Annotated in this window: 12 protein-coding genes; all 12 read right to left on the minus strand. The window is 71.6% G+C overall.

Features of this window, described 5'->3' with window-relative positions:
• Nucleotides 1-738 (minus strand): MazG nucleotide pyrophosphohydrolase domain-containing protein (locus Q0283_RS00810; RefSeq protein WP_298042002.1); only part of this gene is annotated, 738 nt, incomplete at its 3' end.
• The gene (locus tag Q0283_RS00815; protein ID WP_298042003.1) at nucleotides 735-1,979 is read right to left on the minus strand and encodes an adenosine deaminase; all 1,245 of its coding nucleotides are present in this window, start codon (nucleotides 1,977-1,979) and stop codon (nucleotides 735-737) included. The genes Q0283_RS00815 and Q0283_RS00810, both read right to left, overlap by 4 nt.
• On the minus strand, nucleotides 1,972-2,613 hold the full coding sequence (locus Q0283_RS00820) for a DedA family protein (protein ID WP_183523548.1): 642 nt from the start codon (nucleotides 2,611-2,613) through the stop codon (nucleotides 1,972-1,974). Before Q0283_RS00820 ends, Q0283_RS00815 begins: the two co-directional genes overlap by 8 nt.
• 25 nt (nucleotides 2,614-2,638) lie before the next feature.
• Nucleotides 2,639-3,985: a thymidine phosphorylase gene (locus Q0283_RS00825; RefSeq protein ID WP_298042004.1), complete on the minus strand. Its 1,347-nt coding sequence runs from the start codon at nucleotides 3,983-3,985 to the stop codon at nucleotides 2,639-2,641.
• 76 nt (nucleotides 3,986-4,061) lie between these two features.
• A complete protein-coding gene (locus Q0283_RS00830; RefSeq protein ID WP_298042005.1) occupies nucleotides 4,062-5,411 on the minus strand; it encodes an ethanolamine utilization protein EutH in 1,350 nt (449 codons plus the stop codon).
• A gap of 40 nt (nucleotides 5,412-5,451) precedes the next feature.
• Nucleotides 5,452-6,720: a D-arabinono-1,4-lactone oxidase gene (locus tag Q0283_RS00835; RefSeq protein WP_183523542.1), complete on the minus strand. Its 1,269-nt coding sequence runs from the start codon at nucleotides 6,718-6,720 to the stop codon at nucleotides 5,452-5,454.
• A gap of 95 nt (nucleotides 6,721-6,815) precedes the next feature.
• The gene (locus Q0283_RS00840) at nucleotides 6,816-8,303 is read right to left on the minus strand and encodes an aldehyde dehydrogenase family protein (protein ID WP_183523540.1); all 1,488 of its coding nucleotides are present in this window, start codon (nucleotides 8,301-8,303) and stop codon (nucleotides 6,816-6,818) included.
• Between the two features lie 143 nt (nucleotides 8,304-8,446).
• A complete protein-coding gene (locus Q0283_RS00845) occupies nucleotides 8,447-9,925 on the minus strand; it encodes a GntR family transcriptional regulator (protein ID WP_298042007.1) in 1,479 nt (492 codons plus the stop codon).
• Nucleotides 9,926-10,011: 86 nt separating this feature from the next.
• Nucleotides 10,012-10,443: a cytidine deaminase gene (locus Q0283_RS00850; RefSeq protein ID WP_183528133.1), complete on the minus strand. Its 432-nt coding sequence runs from the start codon at nucleotides 10,441-10,443 to the stop codon at nucleotides 10,012-10,014.
• Between the two features lie 77 nt (nucleotides 10,444-10,520).
• Complete coding sequence (locus Q0283_RS00855) at nucleotides 10,521-11,837, minus strand: ABC transporter permease (protein WP_298042009.1); 1,317 nt, start codon at nucleotides 11,835-11,837, stop codon at nucleotides 10,521-10,523.
• On the minus strand, nucleotides 11,834-13,348 hold the full coding sequence (locus Q0283_RS00860; protein ID WP_298042011.1) for an ABC transporter permease: 1,515 nt from the start codon (nucleotides 13,346-13,348) through the stop codon (nucleotides 11,834-11,836). Before Q0283_RS00860 ends, Q0283_RS00855 begins: the two co-directional genes overlap by 4 nt.
• Complete coding sequence (locus Q0283_RS00865; RefSeq protein ID WP_298042013.1) at nucleotides 13,345-14,883, minus strand: ABC transporter ATP-binding protein; 1,539 nt, start codon at nucleotides 14,881-14,883, stop codon at nucleotides 13,345-13,347. The genes Q0283_RS00860 and Q0283_RS00865 overlap by 4 nt, the downstream gene beginning before the upstream one ends.
• Nucleotides 14,884-14,893 lie beyond the last annotated feature (10 nt).

Genomic DNA, 14,893 nt, shown 5'->3' on the forward strand with positions numbered 1-14,893 from the left:
GGTGGCCTGCAGGAGTCCTTGCGCCACCTCGGGCTGGTAGGGCGTGTAGGAGGTCACGAACTCGCTCTGCATGGCGAGGTGGGCGGTGACGGCGGGCATGAAGTGGCGCCTAGGGCCGCCGCCCAGGAAGTTGGGGCCCGCCACGTCGTTCTTGGCCGCCAGCCCTTGCAGGTGTTCCAGCAGGCCGGCCTCGTCCATGCCGCTGGGCAGGTCGATCTCGGGGTCACGCAGCGCGGCCGGGAGGTCGGCGAAGGCCCCGGCGGGGGCCGGCGTCGTGCCCTGCGGTGCCGGCCCGGCCCCGGCGGCCTCGCGCTCGGCGCGCTTGATCCGCTCCCAGGTGCGCTCGATGTCCGCGATCGTGGCCGCGGCCAGGTCCTCCGGGTCCCGCAGCCGGCCGTCGGCGTGGAAGACGTGGGGGTTGCGGCGGATCATCTTGGCGGTGATGGCCTCGGCGGCGCCGTCGAGGTCGAAGCCCCCGGCGTCCGTGGCGATCGCGGCGTGCAGGACCACCTGGAACAGCACGTCCCCGAGCTCCAGCCGCAGCCGCTCGTAGGTGCCGTCCGCCACGGCGCCGGCTCCCCAGGCCCCGGCGGGCCCGGACTCGATCACCTCGACGGCCTCATAGGCCTCCTCGACGAGGTACTCGGTCAGGGCGTCGTGCGTCAGCCGGCGGGTCCAGGGGCAGTGCTCCCGGAGGCGGGCAACCACCCAGACCAGCCGGTCGACGGTCTCGCTCACGCGCGGTCGTCGTCCGCGCCGGGGCCCTCGTCCCCGTCCTCGTCGACGAACGCCTCCAGGATCACCGGGCCCTCGGAGGTGGCCCCGGTGGAGATGACCTCCCCCCAGGTCTCCACGAGCAGCTCGGCCAGGACCTCGCGCTCCTCGAGCGGCAGGAAGGCCGCCTCGGCGGCGTTGAGCTGGAAGTCCAGCAGTTCCTCCAGCGAGTAGCCGAAGACCTCGGCCAGCAGGTAGAGCTCGTCGGTGAGGGACACCCCGCTCATCAACCGGTTGTCCGGGTTGATGGTCACCCGGAAGCCCAGCTGGTGGAGCATGTCGATCGGGTGCGTGGAGACGGTCCCGCCGTAGGCCTCCACGGCGCCGGTCTGCAGGTTGGACGAGGGGCAGACCTCCAGGGCGATCCCCCGGTCCCGCACCCACGCGGCCGTCTCACCGAGATCCACGAGCGCGGAGTCCGCGCCGACCCGCTCCCCGTCCTCGTCCACCGCGTCGAACTCCACGGTGATGTCGTCCGCGATCCGCACGCCGTGGCCCAGGCGCAGGGCCCGGCCGTTGAGCAGGGCGTCGCGGATGGAGTCCACGCCGTCCGACTCCCCGGCGTGGACGGTGGTCGGGAAGTGCTGGGCGGCCAGCCAGGTGAAGGCCTCGGTGAAGCGGGCCGGGGGGAAACCCGTCTCCGGTCCGGCGATGTCGAAGCCGACGGCCCCGGCCTGGCGGTGGCGCACGGCCAGCTCGGCGATCTCCATCGAGCGGTCGTTCTGGCGCATGGCGGTGATGAGCTGGCCGACCCGGATGGTGGCACCGGCGTCCTCGGCGTTGGCCACGCCCTCGTCGAGGCCCGCCTGCACGGCCTCGACCGCCTGGTCCAGGGTGAGCCCGCCCGCCAGGTGCTGCTCGGGGGCCCAGCGGACCTCGGCGTACACGACGCCGTCCTCCACGAGGTCCTCGACGAACTCACGGGCCACGCGGTGCAGGTGCTCCGCGGTCTGCATCACGGCGATCGTGTGGTCGAAGGTCTCCAGGTAGCGCTCCAGCGTGCCCGAGTTCGCGGACTCCGCGAACCAGTGGGCCAGGTCATCGGCGGTGTCGGCGGGCAGGGCGTGCCCGGCCGAGGCGGCCAGCTCGAGGATGGTGGCCGGGCGCAGGCCGCCGTCCAGGTGGTCGTGGAGGCTGATCTTGGGCAGGGCCGCCAGGTCGATGTCGAGCGGGGAGGGGGCGGTGAATTCGATCGCGTCAGTCACGGGGCGAGTCTACGGGAGGCACCGTCGGCCCCCGGCCGGCGAGCCGGGCGTACACCCGCTTGAAGAGCACGTCGAGGAGCCAGCCGGCGACGGCGGCCGCCACCAGGGCGACCAGGATCTGCAGCAGCGTGTTGTCCAGCCAACCGGCCGTGGCCCGGGCGATGCCGATCGAATAGGCCGACCACAGCACCGCGGCGACGGTGTCCAGCACGGTGAAGCGCGTCCTCGGGTACCCGGTGGCCCCGGCGGTGTAGTTCACGGCGACCCGGCCGCCGGGGATGTACCGGGCGGTGCAGATGACCAGGGCGCCGTGACCGTCCAGGGCCCTGCGGGCCGAGCCGACCGCCCGCCGGGCCGAACGGGTGCGCATCCACCGGAACCGGTCGACACCGATCCGCCGGCCCAGGGTGTAGGCGATCTGGTCCCCGGTGATGGCCCCGAGGGCGCCGGCCAGCCAGACCCACCACAGGGACACGGTCTGTTCCTGGCCGGAGACCGAGGCCAGCGCCACCAGGACCGACTCGGAGGGCACGACGGGGAAGAAGCCGTCGATGGTGCACAGCAGGTAGACGGCAAGCAGCACCCACCACTGGCCGGCGGCGTGGAGGACGATGTCCTCGATCAGCTGCAGCACGGTTCCAGCCTATCGGCGCGGTTCCTCAGTCGATGCGGTCGATGAGCAGCGGCCGCGGCGAGAAGGACGCTGCCTCCCCGGACCCCGCGGGGGCGATGTCGAAGCCGCCCTCCAGCGCGGCCAGGGCCCGGTCGAACTGCTCCGGGGTGTCCGTCAACAGGGTCAGCAGCGGCTGCCCGGCCTGCACGGTGTCCCCGGGCTTGGCGTGCATCCGCACGCCGGCCCCGGCCTGGACGGGGTCCTCGCGGCGCGCGCGTCCGGCCCCGAGGCGCCACGCGGCCAGGCCCACGGCCATGGCGTCCAGGCGCGTCAGCACCCCCGGCTCCGGGGCGGTGAGCACGTGGGACTGCCGGGCCCGGGGCAGGGCCGCGTCCGGGTCCCCGCCCTGGGCGGCGATCATCCGCCGCCAGACGTCCATGGCCCGGCCGTCGGCCAGCGCCTCGGCCGGGTCCACACCGGTGACCCCGGCCCCGGCCAGCATGGCGCGGGCCAGCGCCACGGTCAGTTCCACGACGTCGGCCGGTCCTCCCCCGGCCAGGACCTCGACGGACTCCTCGACCTCGATGGCATTGCCCGCGGTCAGTCCCAGCGGGGTGGACATGTCCGTCAGCAGCGCCGTGGTGGTGACACCGGCGTCCCGGCCCAGGTCGACCATGGTGCGGGCCAGCTCCCGGGCCTGCGCCTCGTCCTTCATGAACGCGCCGGAGCCGCACTTGACGTCGAGCACGAGGGTGCCGGTGCCCTCGGCGATCTTCTTGGACATGATCGAGGAGGCGATCAACGGGATCGCCTCCACGGTGCCGGTCACGTCCCGCAGGGCGTAGAGCTTCTTGTCCGCCGGGGCCAGGCCGGCGCCGGCCGCGCAGATGACGGCGCCGACGTCCTGGAGCTGGTCCATCATGGCCTGGTTGGTCAGGTCGGCCCGCCAGCCGGGGATCGACTCGAGCTTGTCCAGGGTGCCTCCGGTGTGGCCGAGGCCGCGGCCGGACAACTGGGGCACCGCCACGCCGTACACGGCGACCAGCGGGGCCAGCGGGAGCGTGATCTTGTCCCCCACCCCTCCGGTGGAGTGCTTGTCAGCGGTCGGCTTCACGCCGCCGTCGGGCGCACGCAGCCCGGAGAAGTCCATGCGCTCGCCCGAGGCGATCATCGCGGCGGTCCACCGGGCGATCTCGGAGCGGTCCATGCCGTTGAGCAGGATGGCCATGGCCAGGGCGGACATCTGCTCGTGCGCCACCACCCCGCGGGTGTAGGCGTCCACCACCCAGTCGATCTGTTCACCGGTCAGCGTGTGGCGGTCGCGCTTGGCGCGGATGACCTCGACGGCGTCGAAGGGTTCGTGGGGCGTCGGGGCGGGAGACGGGTCGGTCATCGCCTCAGGATATCGCGGCACGTCAGGGGCCCGGTCCATGCCCGCCGGGCCCCTGAGTGCCGCCTCCCGCTCGCCGTCAGGCCTCCCCCGCCGCCTCGCGACGTGCCGGGACCGGGGCCTCGGTGGACCCGGACGGGGACCCCGTGGTGCCGGCCGCCGCCTCCCGGGCGTCCTGGTCCACGGTCTCGTCCTGCTCCTGGTCCGGGTGCTCGTGCCGGTCCTGGTGCGCGGACTGGTCCTGGTCCTGCATCTTCCGCACCGTGGGCACCGCCAGCCACACGGCGAGCAGCATCGCGACCACCCCGGCCGTGAGCTTGCCGATGGTCAGGGGGACGACCATGTTGGGCTGGAAGTTCGCCATGAACGCCAGGTGGTCGCCGAACGTGAACGCCGCGCAGACCGAGAACGCGATGACGATGACGCGGTCCTTCGGGGGCATCACCGGGATCAGCCGGAACATGGCCAGGATGTTGGCGGCGGCCGCCAGGATGGCGGCGATCCCCTCCTTGCTGATCCCCACGCGGCCGCCCACGGCCTCGAGCGGACGGGCCAGCGTGGTCCGGATGACGTAGACCAGGGGGAACGCACCGGCCAGCATGATGCCGATGTACCCCGCGATCTCCAGGGCGCGGAACTGGTCCTCCTCGTCCGCGATGATGGGATCGAAGCCCCAGCCGGTCCACAGCGTGGACAGCGCGCCGGTGAAGTACTCGACGATGACGAGCGCGAGCACGATCTTCAGCGCGGCGTCCAGGACCCGGCCGAAGACCAGGAACGCGGCGATCATGAACCGCGTCGCGAAGCGCAGCAGCAGCGCCAGCACCACCACGAAGACGAGGATGGGCAGGAGGTTGGCCAGGACCTGTCCCCAGCCCAGGTCCATGGGGGTGTCCGCGGGCGAGGAGGTGGAGACGTCGCTGCGGAGGCTGGTGTTCGTCAGGATCAGGATGCTCGTCGTCACCAGCACGCCCAGGGGAATGGTCAGCACCCCGGACATGACGCCCAGCGCCAGGTACCGGTGGTGGACCCGCTGCAGCATGGCCAGCCCCACGGGGATGGAGAAGACGATGGTGGACCCGGACATGAACGCCGTGGCCGCCGCCATGATCCAGGCGCCGTGGGACTCGGCCGTCACCGCGGCCAGGTTGTAGCCTCCCATGTCCCCGGCGATCAGCGCACCGGCCGCCATCGACGGGTCGGCCCCGACGGCGTCGAAGATCCTGCCGGTGATGAACTCGACGAAGAGCGACAGGTACGGGACCGAGGCCATGATCCCGGCCACGGGCAGGAAGATCGGGCCGATCGAGTGCAGCCCCTCCTTGAATTCCTTGCCGATGCCCTTCGAGTCGTCCCGCACGGCCCCCACCGCGCCGATGACGACGAAGACCATCATGATCCAGATGACGATGTTGCCGACGAGTTCCATGACAGGGGTCCTTAGGCTCTGGAGGGGTCCGGGTGGCCGTTCACTGGAACAGTGCCCGGGTGTGGTCGTTGAGGAAGACCCCGTGGGGGTCGAGTTCCCGGCGCACGGCCAGGAAGTCCGGCAGGCGGGGGAACAGCCGTTCGGCACGCTCGCGGGTCAGCAGGTGGATCTTGCCCCAGTGCACCGTCGCGTCAAAGCCGTCGAGCAGGGCGTCCACCGCCTGGAGGTAGGGCCAGTAATCGGTCCCGGGCGCGCCGGACACCGAGAGGCTGACCTTGTCCTCGGCGTGGAACGGTGAGATGAAGGCCTCGTCACCCCGGGTCCAGCGGGTCTCGATCGGATAGTGCTGATCGGGGAAGTCCTCCACGATGAGGTCCTTCAAGGCGACCCAGGCCTCCTTCGCCCGGCCCACCCCGACGTAGTACTCCAGTTCGTGGAACGGCAGCATGAACCCGCCGGGGTAGATCCGGTAGGAACGGTCGCGGCGCCGCCCCTCCTCGGAGCTCAGCGCCTGGCCGTCCGACTCGTCGAGGGACTCCGCCCAGTAGCGCTTCGTGTAGGCGCGGCCGACCATGTCCAGCCCCTCCGGCGTGGGCAGTTCGTACAGGCCGGCGGATTCCGGGGCCTGGCACCACAGGAACGAGAAGTGCCGGGACTCTGCGGGGTTGCGCTCCCAGTTCGCCAGGAGCTCCTCCGTCGTCTCGTAGGTGATCTGCTCCCGGAGGTGGTAGGCCTCCACGGCCTGCAGCTCGAGCTCCAGGATGACGCCCGCCGTGCCCACGGCGACCTGGACCGCGTGCAGCCGCTCGGGATCCGTCTCGTCGATCTCGACGATCTCGCCCTGTCCGGTCAGCAGCCGCATCCACCGCACCGTCGAGGAGAACGACCCCAGCCCGAGGCCGGATCCGTGCGTCGCCGTGGATACGGCCCCGGCGATCGCCTGCTTGTCGATGTCCCCCTGGTTGGCCAGGGCCAGGCCGTGCTCCCAGAGCGGATCACCGAACCTGTCGATGGTCGTCCCGCCGAGCGCACGGACGCGCCGGGTCGACGCGTCGATGCCCGTGATGCCCTGCAGGCCGGACAGGTCCAGCAGCATCCCCCCGGTCTGCACCACGGGCGTGAAGGAGTGACCGGATCCCGCCACGCGGACCCCGAGGCCCTCCTTGATGGCGTGCCGGACGGCGGCCACGGCTTCGGCCTCCGTGGTCGGCCTGACGGTCAGCGCGGGCGTGCACACCTGGTTGCCGCCCCAGTTGGTCCATTGCTGCTGATGCCGGGCGGAGGGAAGCGCCGTGCTGGTGGTCTTCATGAGTGCTCCTGGGAGGTGAAACCGTCCGGAACGGGACGGGGGATGGTCGGGAGAGGGATCGCCGCGTGAGGGCGGGGGCAGGTGACGGCCCGGGATCAGCGCGCGACATTCAGCGCCACGTGCTTGGTGCGGCTGAAGTCGTCCAGGGCGTAGGCGGACAGGTCGCGGCCATAGCCGCTCCTCTTGAAGCCGCCCCAGGGCATCTCGGTCGGCAGGGCCAGGTGGGTGTTGACGTTGACGCTGCCGAAGTCGAGCGCACCCATCACGGACATCCCCGCCGCGAGGTCGCGGGTGAACACGGACGCCGTCAGCCCGTAGTCCGTGTCGTTGGCGCGGGAGACGGCCTCCGCCTCGTGGTCGAACTCCTCGATCGAGACCACCGGCCCGAAGACCTCGTCCCGGGTGACGGCCGCCCCCTGGGGGACCTTCAGGACCGTCGGCTCGACCCAGTACCCGCGGGAGTCGTCCGAGCCGCCGCCCAGCAGCACCTCCGCCCCTTCCCCGACGGCCTCGGCGATCTTCTGCCGGACCCTGCCGAAATGCGCCTGGGAGATCATCGGCCCCAGGGAGCGTGCCGGCGTCGGGGCTCCCGGCTCGGCCAGGACGTACTCGGAGACCTTGCCGACCAGCAGCTCACCGAAGGCCTCCACGATGGAGGAGTGCACCAGCACCCGGCACGCGGCGCCGCACTCCTGCCCGGAATTCCAGTACCCGGCCTCCGCCACCGTGGTGGCGGCGAGGTCCAGGTCGGCGTCCGGCAGGATCACCACGGGCGCCTTGCCGCCGAGCTCCAGGTGGACCCTCTTCAGGGTGCCCGCAGCGTTGCGCGCCACGGCGGTCCCGGCCCGCACGCTCCCGGTGAGCGCCACGAGGTCCACGCCCGGATGGCCACTGAGCGCCTCCCCAACCCCCGGCCCGTCACCCAGCACCACGTTCAGGACCCCGGGCGGGAGGATGCCGGCGGAGAGCTGGGCGAAGCGCAGCAGGGTGAGGGGGGTGATCTCACTGGGCTTGAGCACCACGGCGTTGCCGGCCATGAGCGCCGGCGCCAGCTTCCAGACGGCCATGAGCAACGGGTAGTTCCACGGGGTGATGGCCCCGACCACCCCGACCGGCTCCCGCCGGATCAACGAGGTGACTCCCTCGACGTACTCATCCGGGGCCGGCGCGGTCGCCGTCCGCCCGGCGCCCGCCATGAAGGAGAGGGTGTCCACGGCGCTGGCGACGTCGTCCTCCGCGACCTCCGCGGGCTTGCCGCAGTTCAGGGACTCGAGCGCCTGGAAGGCCTGGGCGTCGTCGGCCAGGGCACGGGCCAGCGCCAGGAGCCGGTCGGCGCGCCGGCGCGGGGTCAGCGCCGCCCACTCCGGCTGTGCGGAGCGCGCGGCGGCGACCGCTGCGTCCACGTCCGCCGCGGATCCGAGGCCGATGTTCCCGATCCGGGTGCCACGAGACGGGTCCATCACCGCCGCGGAGCCACCGGCGTCACCCTGCGTGACCCGGCCCCCGATCACGTGGCCGAGCTCCGGGAGCGCGATGTCCTGGGCGTTCTCGGCGCGAAGCACGGAGAGGTGGGGATGAGACATGTCGCAGACCTTCCTGGTGTGATGCATGTCACTACACTATAAACAATAGGAGTATCGGGTTACAAGCCCCCGGCGTCCCGTCGTCGTGTCTCCTCGTGGCGCCCCGGCGGGAGCCTCCTCCGCCGGCCTCACCGGGACACGGCTCAGTCGGCCGTCCTCCACACCGACCACCCCAGGGCCTCGACCCCCGGGTCCGCACCCCTCAACGGCTCCCGCGTGAACGCCTCCCCGACCGGCAGGCGCGTGCCGGGGACACCCCCCGGGAGCGAACTGACGATCACCCTGCCCTCGGCGTTGACCAGGGCCGCACCCGCACGCGGGTCCACCGCCTCCCGGCCGGAGAACAGGGCCGCCTCGAGGCCGTCCATCCTCAGGTCGGCCCCGATGACGCTCCCCCGGAAGACCGTCCCCGAGACCGGTATGCCCACGGTCACCGTGACCCGGTCGATGCCCCCCTGGTCGAGGTAGGGGCCGTAGGCGCAGAGACGCCCGAGGGCCAGCGGTTGCCGGAACCACGGCATCCGCGTGTAGTCGTAGTAGCGCAGTGCCGCGACGTTGAACGTGTGGGCCTTGAACCTGAGTTCCCGGGGCTCCTCCCCGTCCCACCAGTTCAGCCACAGCGGCTGGTCTCGCAACAGTCCGGGGGCGAAGGCGATCCCGGCTCCCCGCACCAGTTCCGCGTCCTCCTCCGCGGCCGTCCTCAGCAGCTGGTCCACCACGCCAGGGCCGGACTCCCCGGTGGCCTCGGCGGGGTCGAGTCCGTCCAGGGCCTCCCGCACCGCCCCCAGGCGTCGGTGCAGGCCCTCGAGGCGACGGGTCATGCCGGGAACACCCCCGTCCCCGGTCGCGGCGGCCTCCGCGTAGAGCCGTGCCCGGGCGGTCATCAGCGCGGAGCGCAGCGACTCGGCGTACCGATGGGTGATCTCCTGCGCGCGGGTCACGTCGGCGGCCGCGATGGCCGCGACCAGTTCCCCGCAGGTCGCGGACAGCTGCTCGGCGAACGCCGCAGACTGGGGCCCGTGCCAGGACAGGGCCTGCAGCTCACCGGCCAGGGGCAGCGCCATCTCCATCAGGCCCTCCGAGCGCGAGGTGGAGGCGAGTTTCACGGCCAGGAGCATGTGCGCCCTGCGCACGCCCATGGGATCAACGGCCAGCGTCGCCCGGGCCGCCTCGCCCAGCGCCTCGATCTCGTGCTCGTCGCAGGTGGCGGCCGCACGCCGGGCACAGGCGGCCAGGACCGTGGCGACCTGCCCACCCAGGTCGGCGATGTCCCCCAGGGACATCGCCGTCAGTTCCTCCCGCGCCATGGTGTCGAGTTGATGCGGGTCCGGGGTGAAGACCGTGCCCCCATGCCGTCCCGTGCGCGTCCGCACCAGTCCGCGGGCCCGGAGCCGGTCCAGCGCCTGCCGCAGGGTCACCGGTGAGACGCCGAAGATCCTGGCCACGATGGTCTCGGACGGGAGCCGCTGGCCCTGCTGGAGCAGCCCGATGGCGATGCCGGCAGCCAGACGGTGCTCCACCTGGTGGGACAGGGGCGCCGCGGCATCGGGGGTCTTCAGCCGGCTCACCATCGACAGCACGTTCGACTCGATGCGGTCCCCGCCGCTCACCCTTGCCTCCACGGCCTCAGCGTACCGACCGGACGTGCCCGTCCGGACGTGACGACCCTGTCCGGGCCCGGTCCCGTCACGTCGGCGACGGGGCCGGATCAGGCACGGCGCCCACGGCGGTCCGCCATGTCCGCCATGTCCGCGGGGCCGAACGCCGAGGGCAGGACCTGGTCCATGGTCAGCTCGCCCTCGGGGCCCATCAGCAGCATGCCCGGGGCGTGGAACTCGAAGAGCAGCTGTCGGCACCGGCCGCAGGGCATGAGGACCTCACCCTGTCCGTTGACGCAGTAGAACGCCACCAACCGGCCTCCGCCGGTCATCTGCAGCTGGGACACCAGGGAGCACTCGGCACACAGGGTCAGCCCGAGCGAGGCGTTCTCGATGTTGCAGCCGGTGACGATCCGGCCGTCCTCGACCATGGCGGCCGCCCCGACGGGGAACGAGGAGTAGGGCACGTAGGCCCGGGTCATCGCCGCACGCGCCGCGGACTCCAGGCGCTTCCAGTCCACTCCCGAACCGACGCCGGTCAGTCGCGGGAGGGAGGCGGTCAGCGGGATGTCGTCCGCGAAGGCCTCGTCGAGGTTGTCGTTGCAGAAATCGGTCACGGCTACTCCTTCACGTAGGGTGTGCCGGCGGCCGCCGGACCTCGCGACCTGCCCACCAGACCGGCCACCACCAGGATGGTCACGAGGTAGGGCAGCATCGCCATGAACTGGCTGGGCACCGGTGTGCCGAGGATGGCCAGGACGAACTGCATGTTGGTGGCGAAGCCGAACAGCAGGGCGGCGAAGAACGCCCCGATCGGGTTCCACCGACCGAAGATCACCGCGGCCAGGGCGATGAAGCCCTGCCCGGCGGTCATCTCCTTGGAGAAGGAAGAGGAGTTCACCAGCGTGAAGAACGCACCGCCCATCCCCGCGATCGCCCCGGCCAGCAGCACGTTGGCGTAGCGCGTGCGCAGGACGTTGATGCCCACGGTGTCCGCGGCCTTGGGGTGCTCGCCGACGGCCCGCACGCGCAGTCCCCACCGGGTGCGGAACAACCCCACGTACAGCGCCGCCACGATCAGGTACATCCCGTAGCCGAGCACGGTCTGGTCGAAGAGGATCGGACCGATGACCGGGATGTCCGCCAGGACCGGGATCCGGATGCTCTCGAAGTGGGGCGGGGAGTTGAAGCGGGACGAGTCCGAGCTCAGCAGGGTGGAGAACAGGAAACTGGTCAGCCCGGCCACGAGGACGTTGAGCACCACGCCCACGATCACCTGGTTGACGAGGTAGCGGATGGAGAACACCGCCAGCAGGGCCGAGACCAGTGCGCCCGCCACGACCGCGGCCAGCAGGCCGGCCCAGACCGAGCCGGTGACCGAACCGGTCACCGCGGCGGTGAACGCACCGGCCAGCAGCTGGCCCTCGATGGCGATGTTGACCACGCCGGCCCGTTCCGAGAGCACCCCGGCCATCGAGCCGAAGATCAGCGGGACGGCCAGGACGAAGGCGCCGGCGATCAGGCCGGTCAGGAACACCGTGGTGGTGTTGGCGGCACCGACCACCCACACCAGGAAACCGGCCACGAACAGCACCGCGAACGCCGCCGAGCCCCAGCCGGGGACCGTGCCCCGGCGGCGCACGGACAGCAGCCCCCACACGGTCAGTGCGGCCAGCAGGAGGGTGATGATCCAGCCCACGGGCACGGTCGGTGCCACGATGTCCGGGATCTGGACCGCGTCGGCCTCGGTGGAGATGCGGAAGGTGGCGGACTCGCCCGAGGCGCCCAGGGCGAACACCAGCAGGGAGATGACCGTGAGCACGGCGAAGGTGATGGGGGTGGCCCAGTGCCGGACGATCTCGCGCTGCGGTTGCGGCGCAGGGCCGGCGGCCGGCGAGGCGCCGGAACCGGACGGGACGGTGACGGTGGTGCTCATCGCTGCTCGCCTTCCTCACCGGTGGTGTCCTGCGTCGGGGATGCCGTGCCCCGTCCGCCCGGTGGCGGGCCGGCGTCGGGTGCGTCCCGCCGGACGCCGGCGGGGGCCGCTTCGGCCGGGGAGGCGCTCTCGGCCGGGGAGGGCGGGGACGCCGCGTCCCCGGCGGCCACGCCCACGGCGTCACCGACGACGGCGGACTCCGCGGCGGGAGCGGTGCCGCCGGCGGTGGTCGTGGTGGCGGCCGCGGCGCCGGCCAGCGCCGGCTGGGTGACCGGGTCCGCCGCGGTGCGGGCCTCCAGGGCACTGGGCGCCGGCAACCGGAAGATGGTGCGCACCAGCGGCGGGGCGGCGATGAACAGCACGATCAGCGACTGGATGATCAGCACGATGTCGATCGGCACGCCGGTCTCCGTCTGCATGGTCACCCCGCCCGCGCGCAGGGCACCGAAGAGCAGCCCGGCGAAGAAGACGCCGACCGGGTTGGACCGGCCCAGCAGGGCCACGGTGATGGCGTCGAAGCCGAAGGAGCCGGCCACGTCCGTGTTGAGGACCTTCTCGGTGCCGGAGACCTGGCTCACGCCGGCCAGGCCGGCCAGGCCGCCCGAGATGACCATCGCCACCACGTACATCCGCTTCACCGAGACACCGGCCGTGCGGGCCGCCGCCGGGTTGGCGCCCACGGCCCGCAGCTGGAAGCCGATCGTCGAGCGCTGGATCAGCCACCACGCGAAGACGGTGGTGAGGATCGCGACCACGAAGCCCCAGTGGAGGCGGAAGGAGTCCCCCAGCAGCGGCGGGAACACGGCGGTGGGCTCGAGGAAGTCCGAGACCGGGTTCGTGGACCCCTCGCGCTGCAGCACCGGGGTCTGCAGCAGGTACGCCACGAGGTAGACCGCGATGTAGTTGAGCATGATGGTCAGGATGACCTCGTGGGCGCCGGTGGCGGCCTTGAGGATGCCCACGATCGAGCCCCACAGGGCACCGCCGAGGATGCCCATGATGACCACCAGCAGCAGGTGCACCCCGAAGGGCAGCTGCAGGTGCACGCCGAAGTAGGTGGCGAACATGGCACCGAAGATCATCTGTCCCTGGCCGCCGATGTTGAACAGGCCGGAGCGGAAGGAGATCGCGATGCCCAGCGAGATGATGATCAGCGGCGTCGAGAGGGTCAGCGACTCCATGAACGGGTAGATCATGCCCGTGAAGTCCTCGGCCTGGTAGTTGAACACCGCCCCGCGGAACAGGGCGGCATAGGCCGCGGCCACGGCCTCCCAGGCGGCCACGAGGGTGTCCTGCGGCCGGGCGAAGAAGTACCCGAGGGCCTCCAGGACCTCCTCGTCGGTGAGGATGATCAGCACGGCGCTGAGGACCAGGGACAGCACGATCGCCAGCACGGTGACCATGCCGTTGCCGGCCATCATGTGGCGCAGTGCGGAACCCCCGTCCGGCCGGCCGGCCGCCGGCCCGGACGCGCCGGGCTTCGGACCGGCCTGCGTGGTCACGGCGCTCATGCCGTCGCTCCCTTCGGGGTGGTGTCCTGCGGACTGGCCGCGGGGTCGATTCCGGCCATCATCAGGCCGAGGTCGTCGCGCGAGGTGTCCCCCGGCACGATGCCGATGATCCGACCGTGGTACATCACCGCGATCCGGTCGGCCAGGTCCAGGACCTCGTCCAGTTCCGTGGAGACGATCATGACCGGTGTCCCGGAGTCCCGCTCGCGGATGATGCGCTCGTGCAGGAACTCGATGGAGCCGACGTCGACCCCGCGGGTCGGCTGGGAGGCGATGAACAGCTTGAGGTCGTCCACCAGTTCCCGGGCCATGACGACCTTCTGCTGGTTGCCGCCGGACAGGGTGCCGACCGGCAGGTCCACGCCCTGGGTGCGGATGTCGAACTCCTGGACCCGCTTCTCGGCCAGCCGGCGGATCGCCTTCGGGTCGAGCTGGAGTCCGTTGCCGGCCGGGGGCCGGTCATAGCGGTTGAGCACGAGGTTCTCGGCCACCGTGAACGGCCCGACCAGCCCGTCGGTGGACCGGTCCTCGGGCACGTACCCGACGCCGGCCCGGATGACCTGGCGGGTTGTGCGGCCGAGCAGTTCCTCGCCGTCGAGACGGATCGAGCCCTGGGCCTTGTGCAGTCCCATGATGGCCTCGGTCAGCTCGGTCTGGCCGTTGCCCTGGACGCCGGCGACCGCGAGCACCTCGCCCTGGCGGATCCCGAAGGAGACGTCGTCCACGAGCCGGACGCCGTCCGGGCTGAGCACCGTGAGGTTCGAGACGGTGAACGTCTCCTCCCCCAGGGTCGGGGCGGACTTCGCCCGGTTCAGGACGACGTCACGGCCGACCATCAGCGCGGCCAGCTCGGACTGGTCGGCGCCGGGGTCCGCGGTGCCGACCACCCGGCCGCGGCGCAGCACGGTGATCTGGGTGGAGATCGCCTTGACCTCGCGGAGCTTGTGGGAGATGAAGACGATGGCCGTGCCGCTGTCCCGCAGCTGGCGGATGATGTCCAGCAGCTCGTCGGTCTCCTGCGGCGTGAGCACGGCCGTGGGCTCGTCGAGGATCAGCACCCGGGCGTCCCGGACCAGGGCCTTGATGATCTCGACGCGCTGCTGGACGCCCACCGGCAGGTCCTCGACCAGGGCGTCGGGGTCCACGTGGAAACCGAAGCGGTCCGAGATCTCGCGGATGCGCCGCCGGGTGGTCTCGAGGTCGAGGATGCCACCGGCGCGGGTGTGCTCGTCACCCAGGGCGACGTTCTCGGCCACCGTGAAGACGGGGATCAGCATGAAGTGCTGGTGCACCATGCCGATCCCGGCGGCCATGGCCTCCCCGGGGCCGCTGAACCGGACCGGGGTGCCGTCCACGAGGATCTCTCCGGCCGTGGGCTCGTAGAGCCCGAACAGCACGTTCATCAGGGTGGACTTGCCGGCGCCGTTCTCCCCGAGGAGGGAGTGCACCTGTCCGGACTCCACCGTGAGGTCGATCGAGTCATTGGCCGTGAAGGCGCCGAATTTCTTGGTGATGCCGCGCAGCTCGAGTTTCACCGTGCTCCAG

Origin of the sequence: uncultured Citricoccus sp., from assembly GCF_937871995.1 — a bacterium.
Classification (GTDB): domain Bacteria; phylum Actinomycetota; class Actinomycetes; order Actinomycetales; family Micrococcaceae; genus Citricoccus.

What these genes read in the sequence shown, in the direction of transcription:
- Q0283_RS00825 (WP_298042004.1), bottom strand. Translation starts at nt 3,985, where the DNA reads ATGACCGACCCGTCTCCCGCCCCGACGCCCCACGAACCCTTCGACGCC.
- Q0283_RS00830 (WP_298042005.1), bottom strand. Translation starts at nt 5,411, where the DNA reads ATGGAACTCGTCGGCAACATCGTCATCTGGATCATGATGGTCTTCGTC.
- Q0283_RS00835 (WP_183523542.1), bottom strand. Translation starts at nt 6,720, where the DNA reads ATGAAGACCACCAGCACGGCGCTTCCCTCCGCCCGGCATCAGCAGCAA.
- Q0283_RS00840 (WP_183523540.1), bottom strand. Translation starts at nt 8,303, where the DNA reads ATGTCTCATCCCCACCTCTCCGTGCTTCGCGCCGAGAACGCCCAGGAC.
- Q0283_RS00855 (WP_298042009.1), bottom strand. Translation starts at nt 11,837, where the DNA reads ATGAGCACCACCGTCACCGTCCCGTCCGGTTCCGGCGCCTCGCCGGCC.
- Q0283_RS00860 (WP_298042011.1), bottom strand. Translation starts at nt 13,348, where the DNA reads ATGAGCGCCGTGACCACGCAGGCCGGTCCGAAGCCCGGCGCGTCCGGG.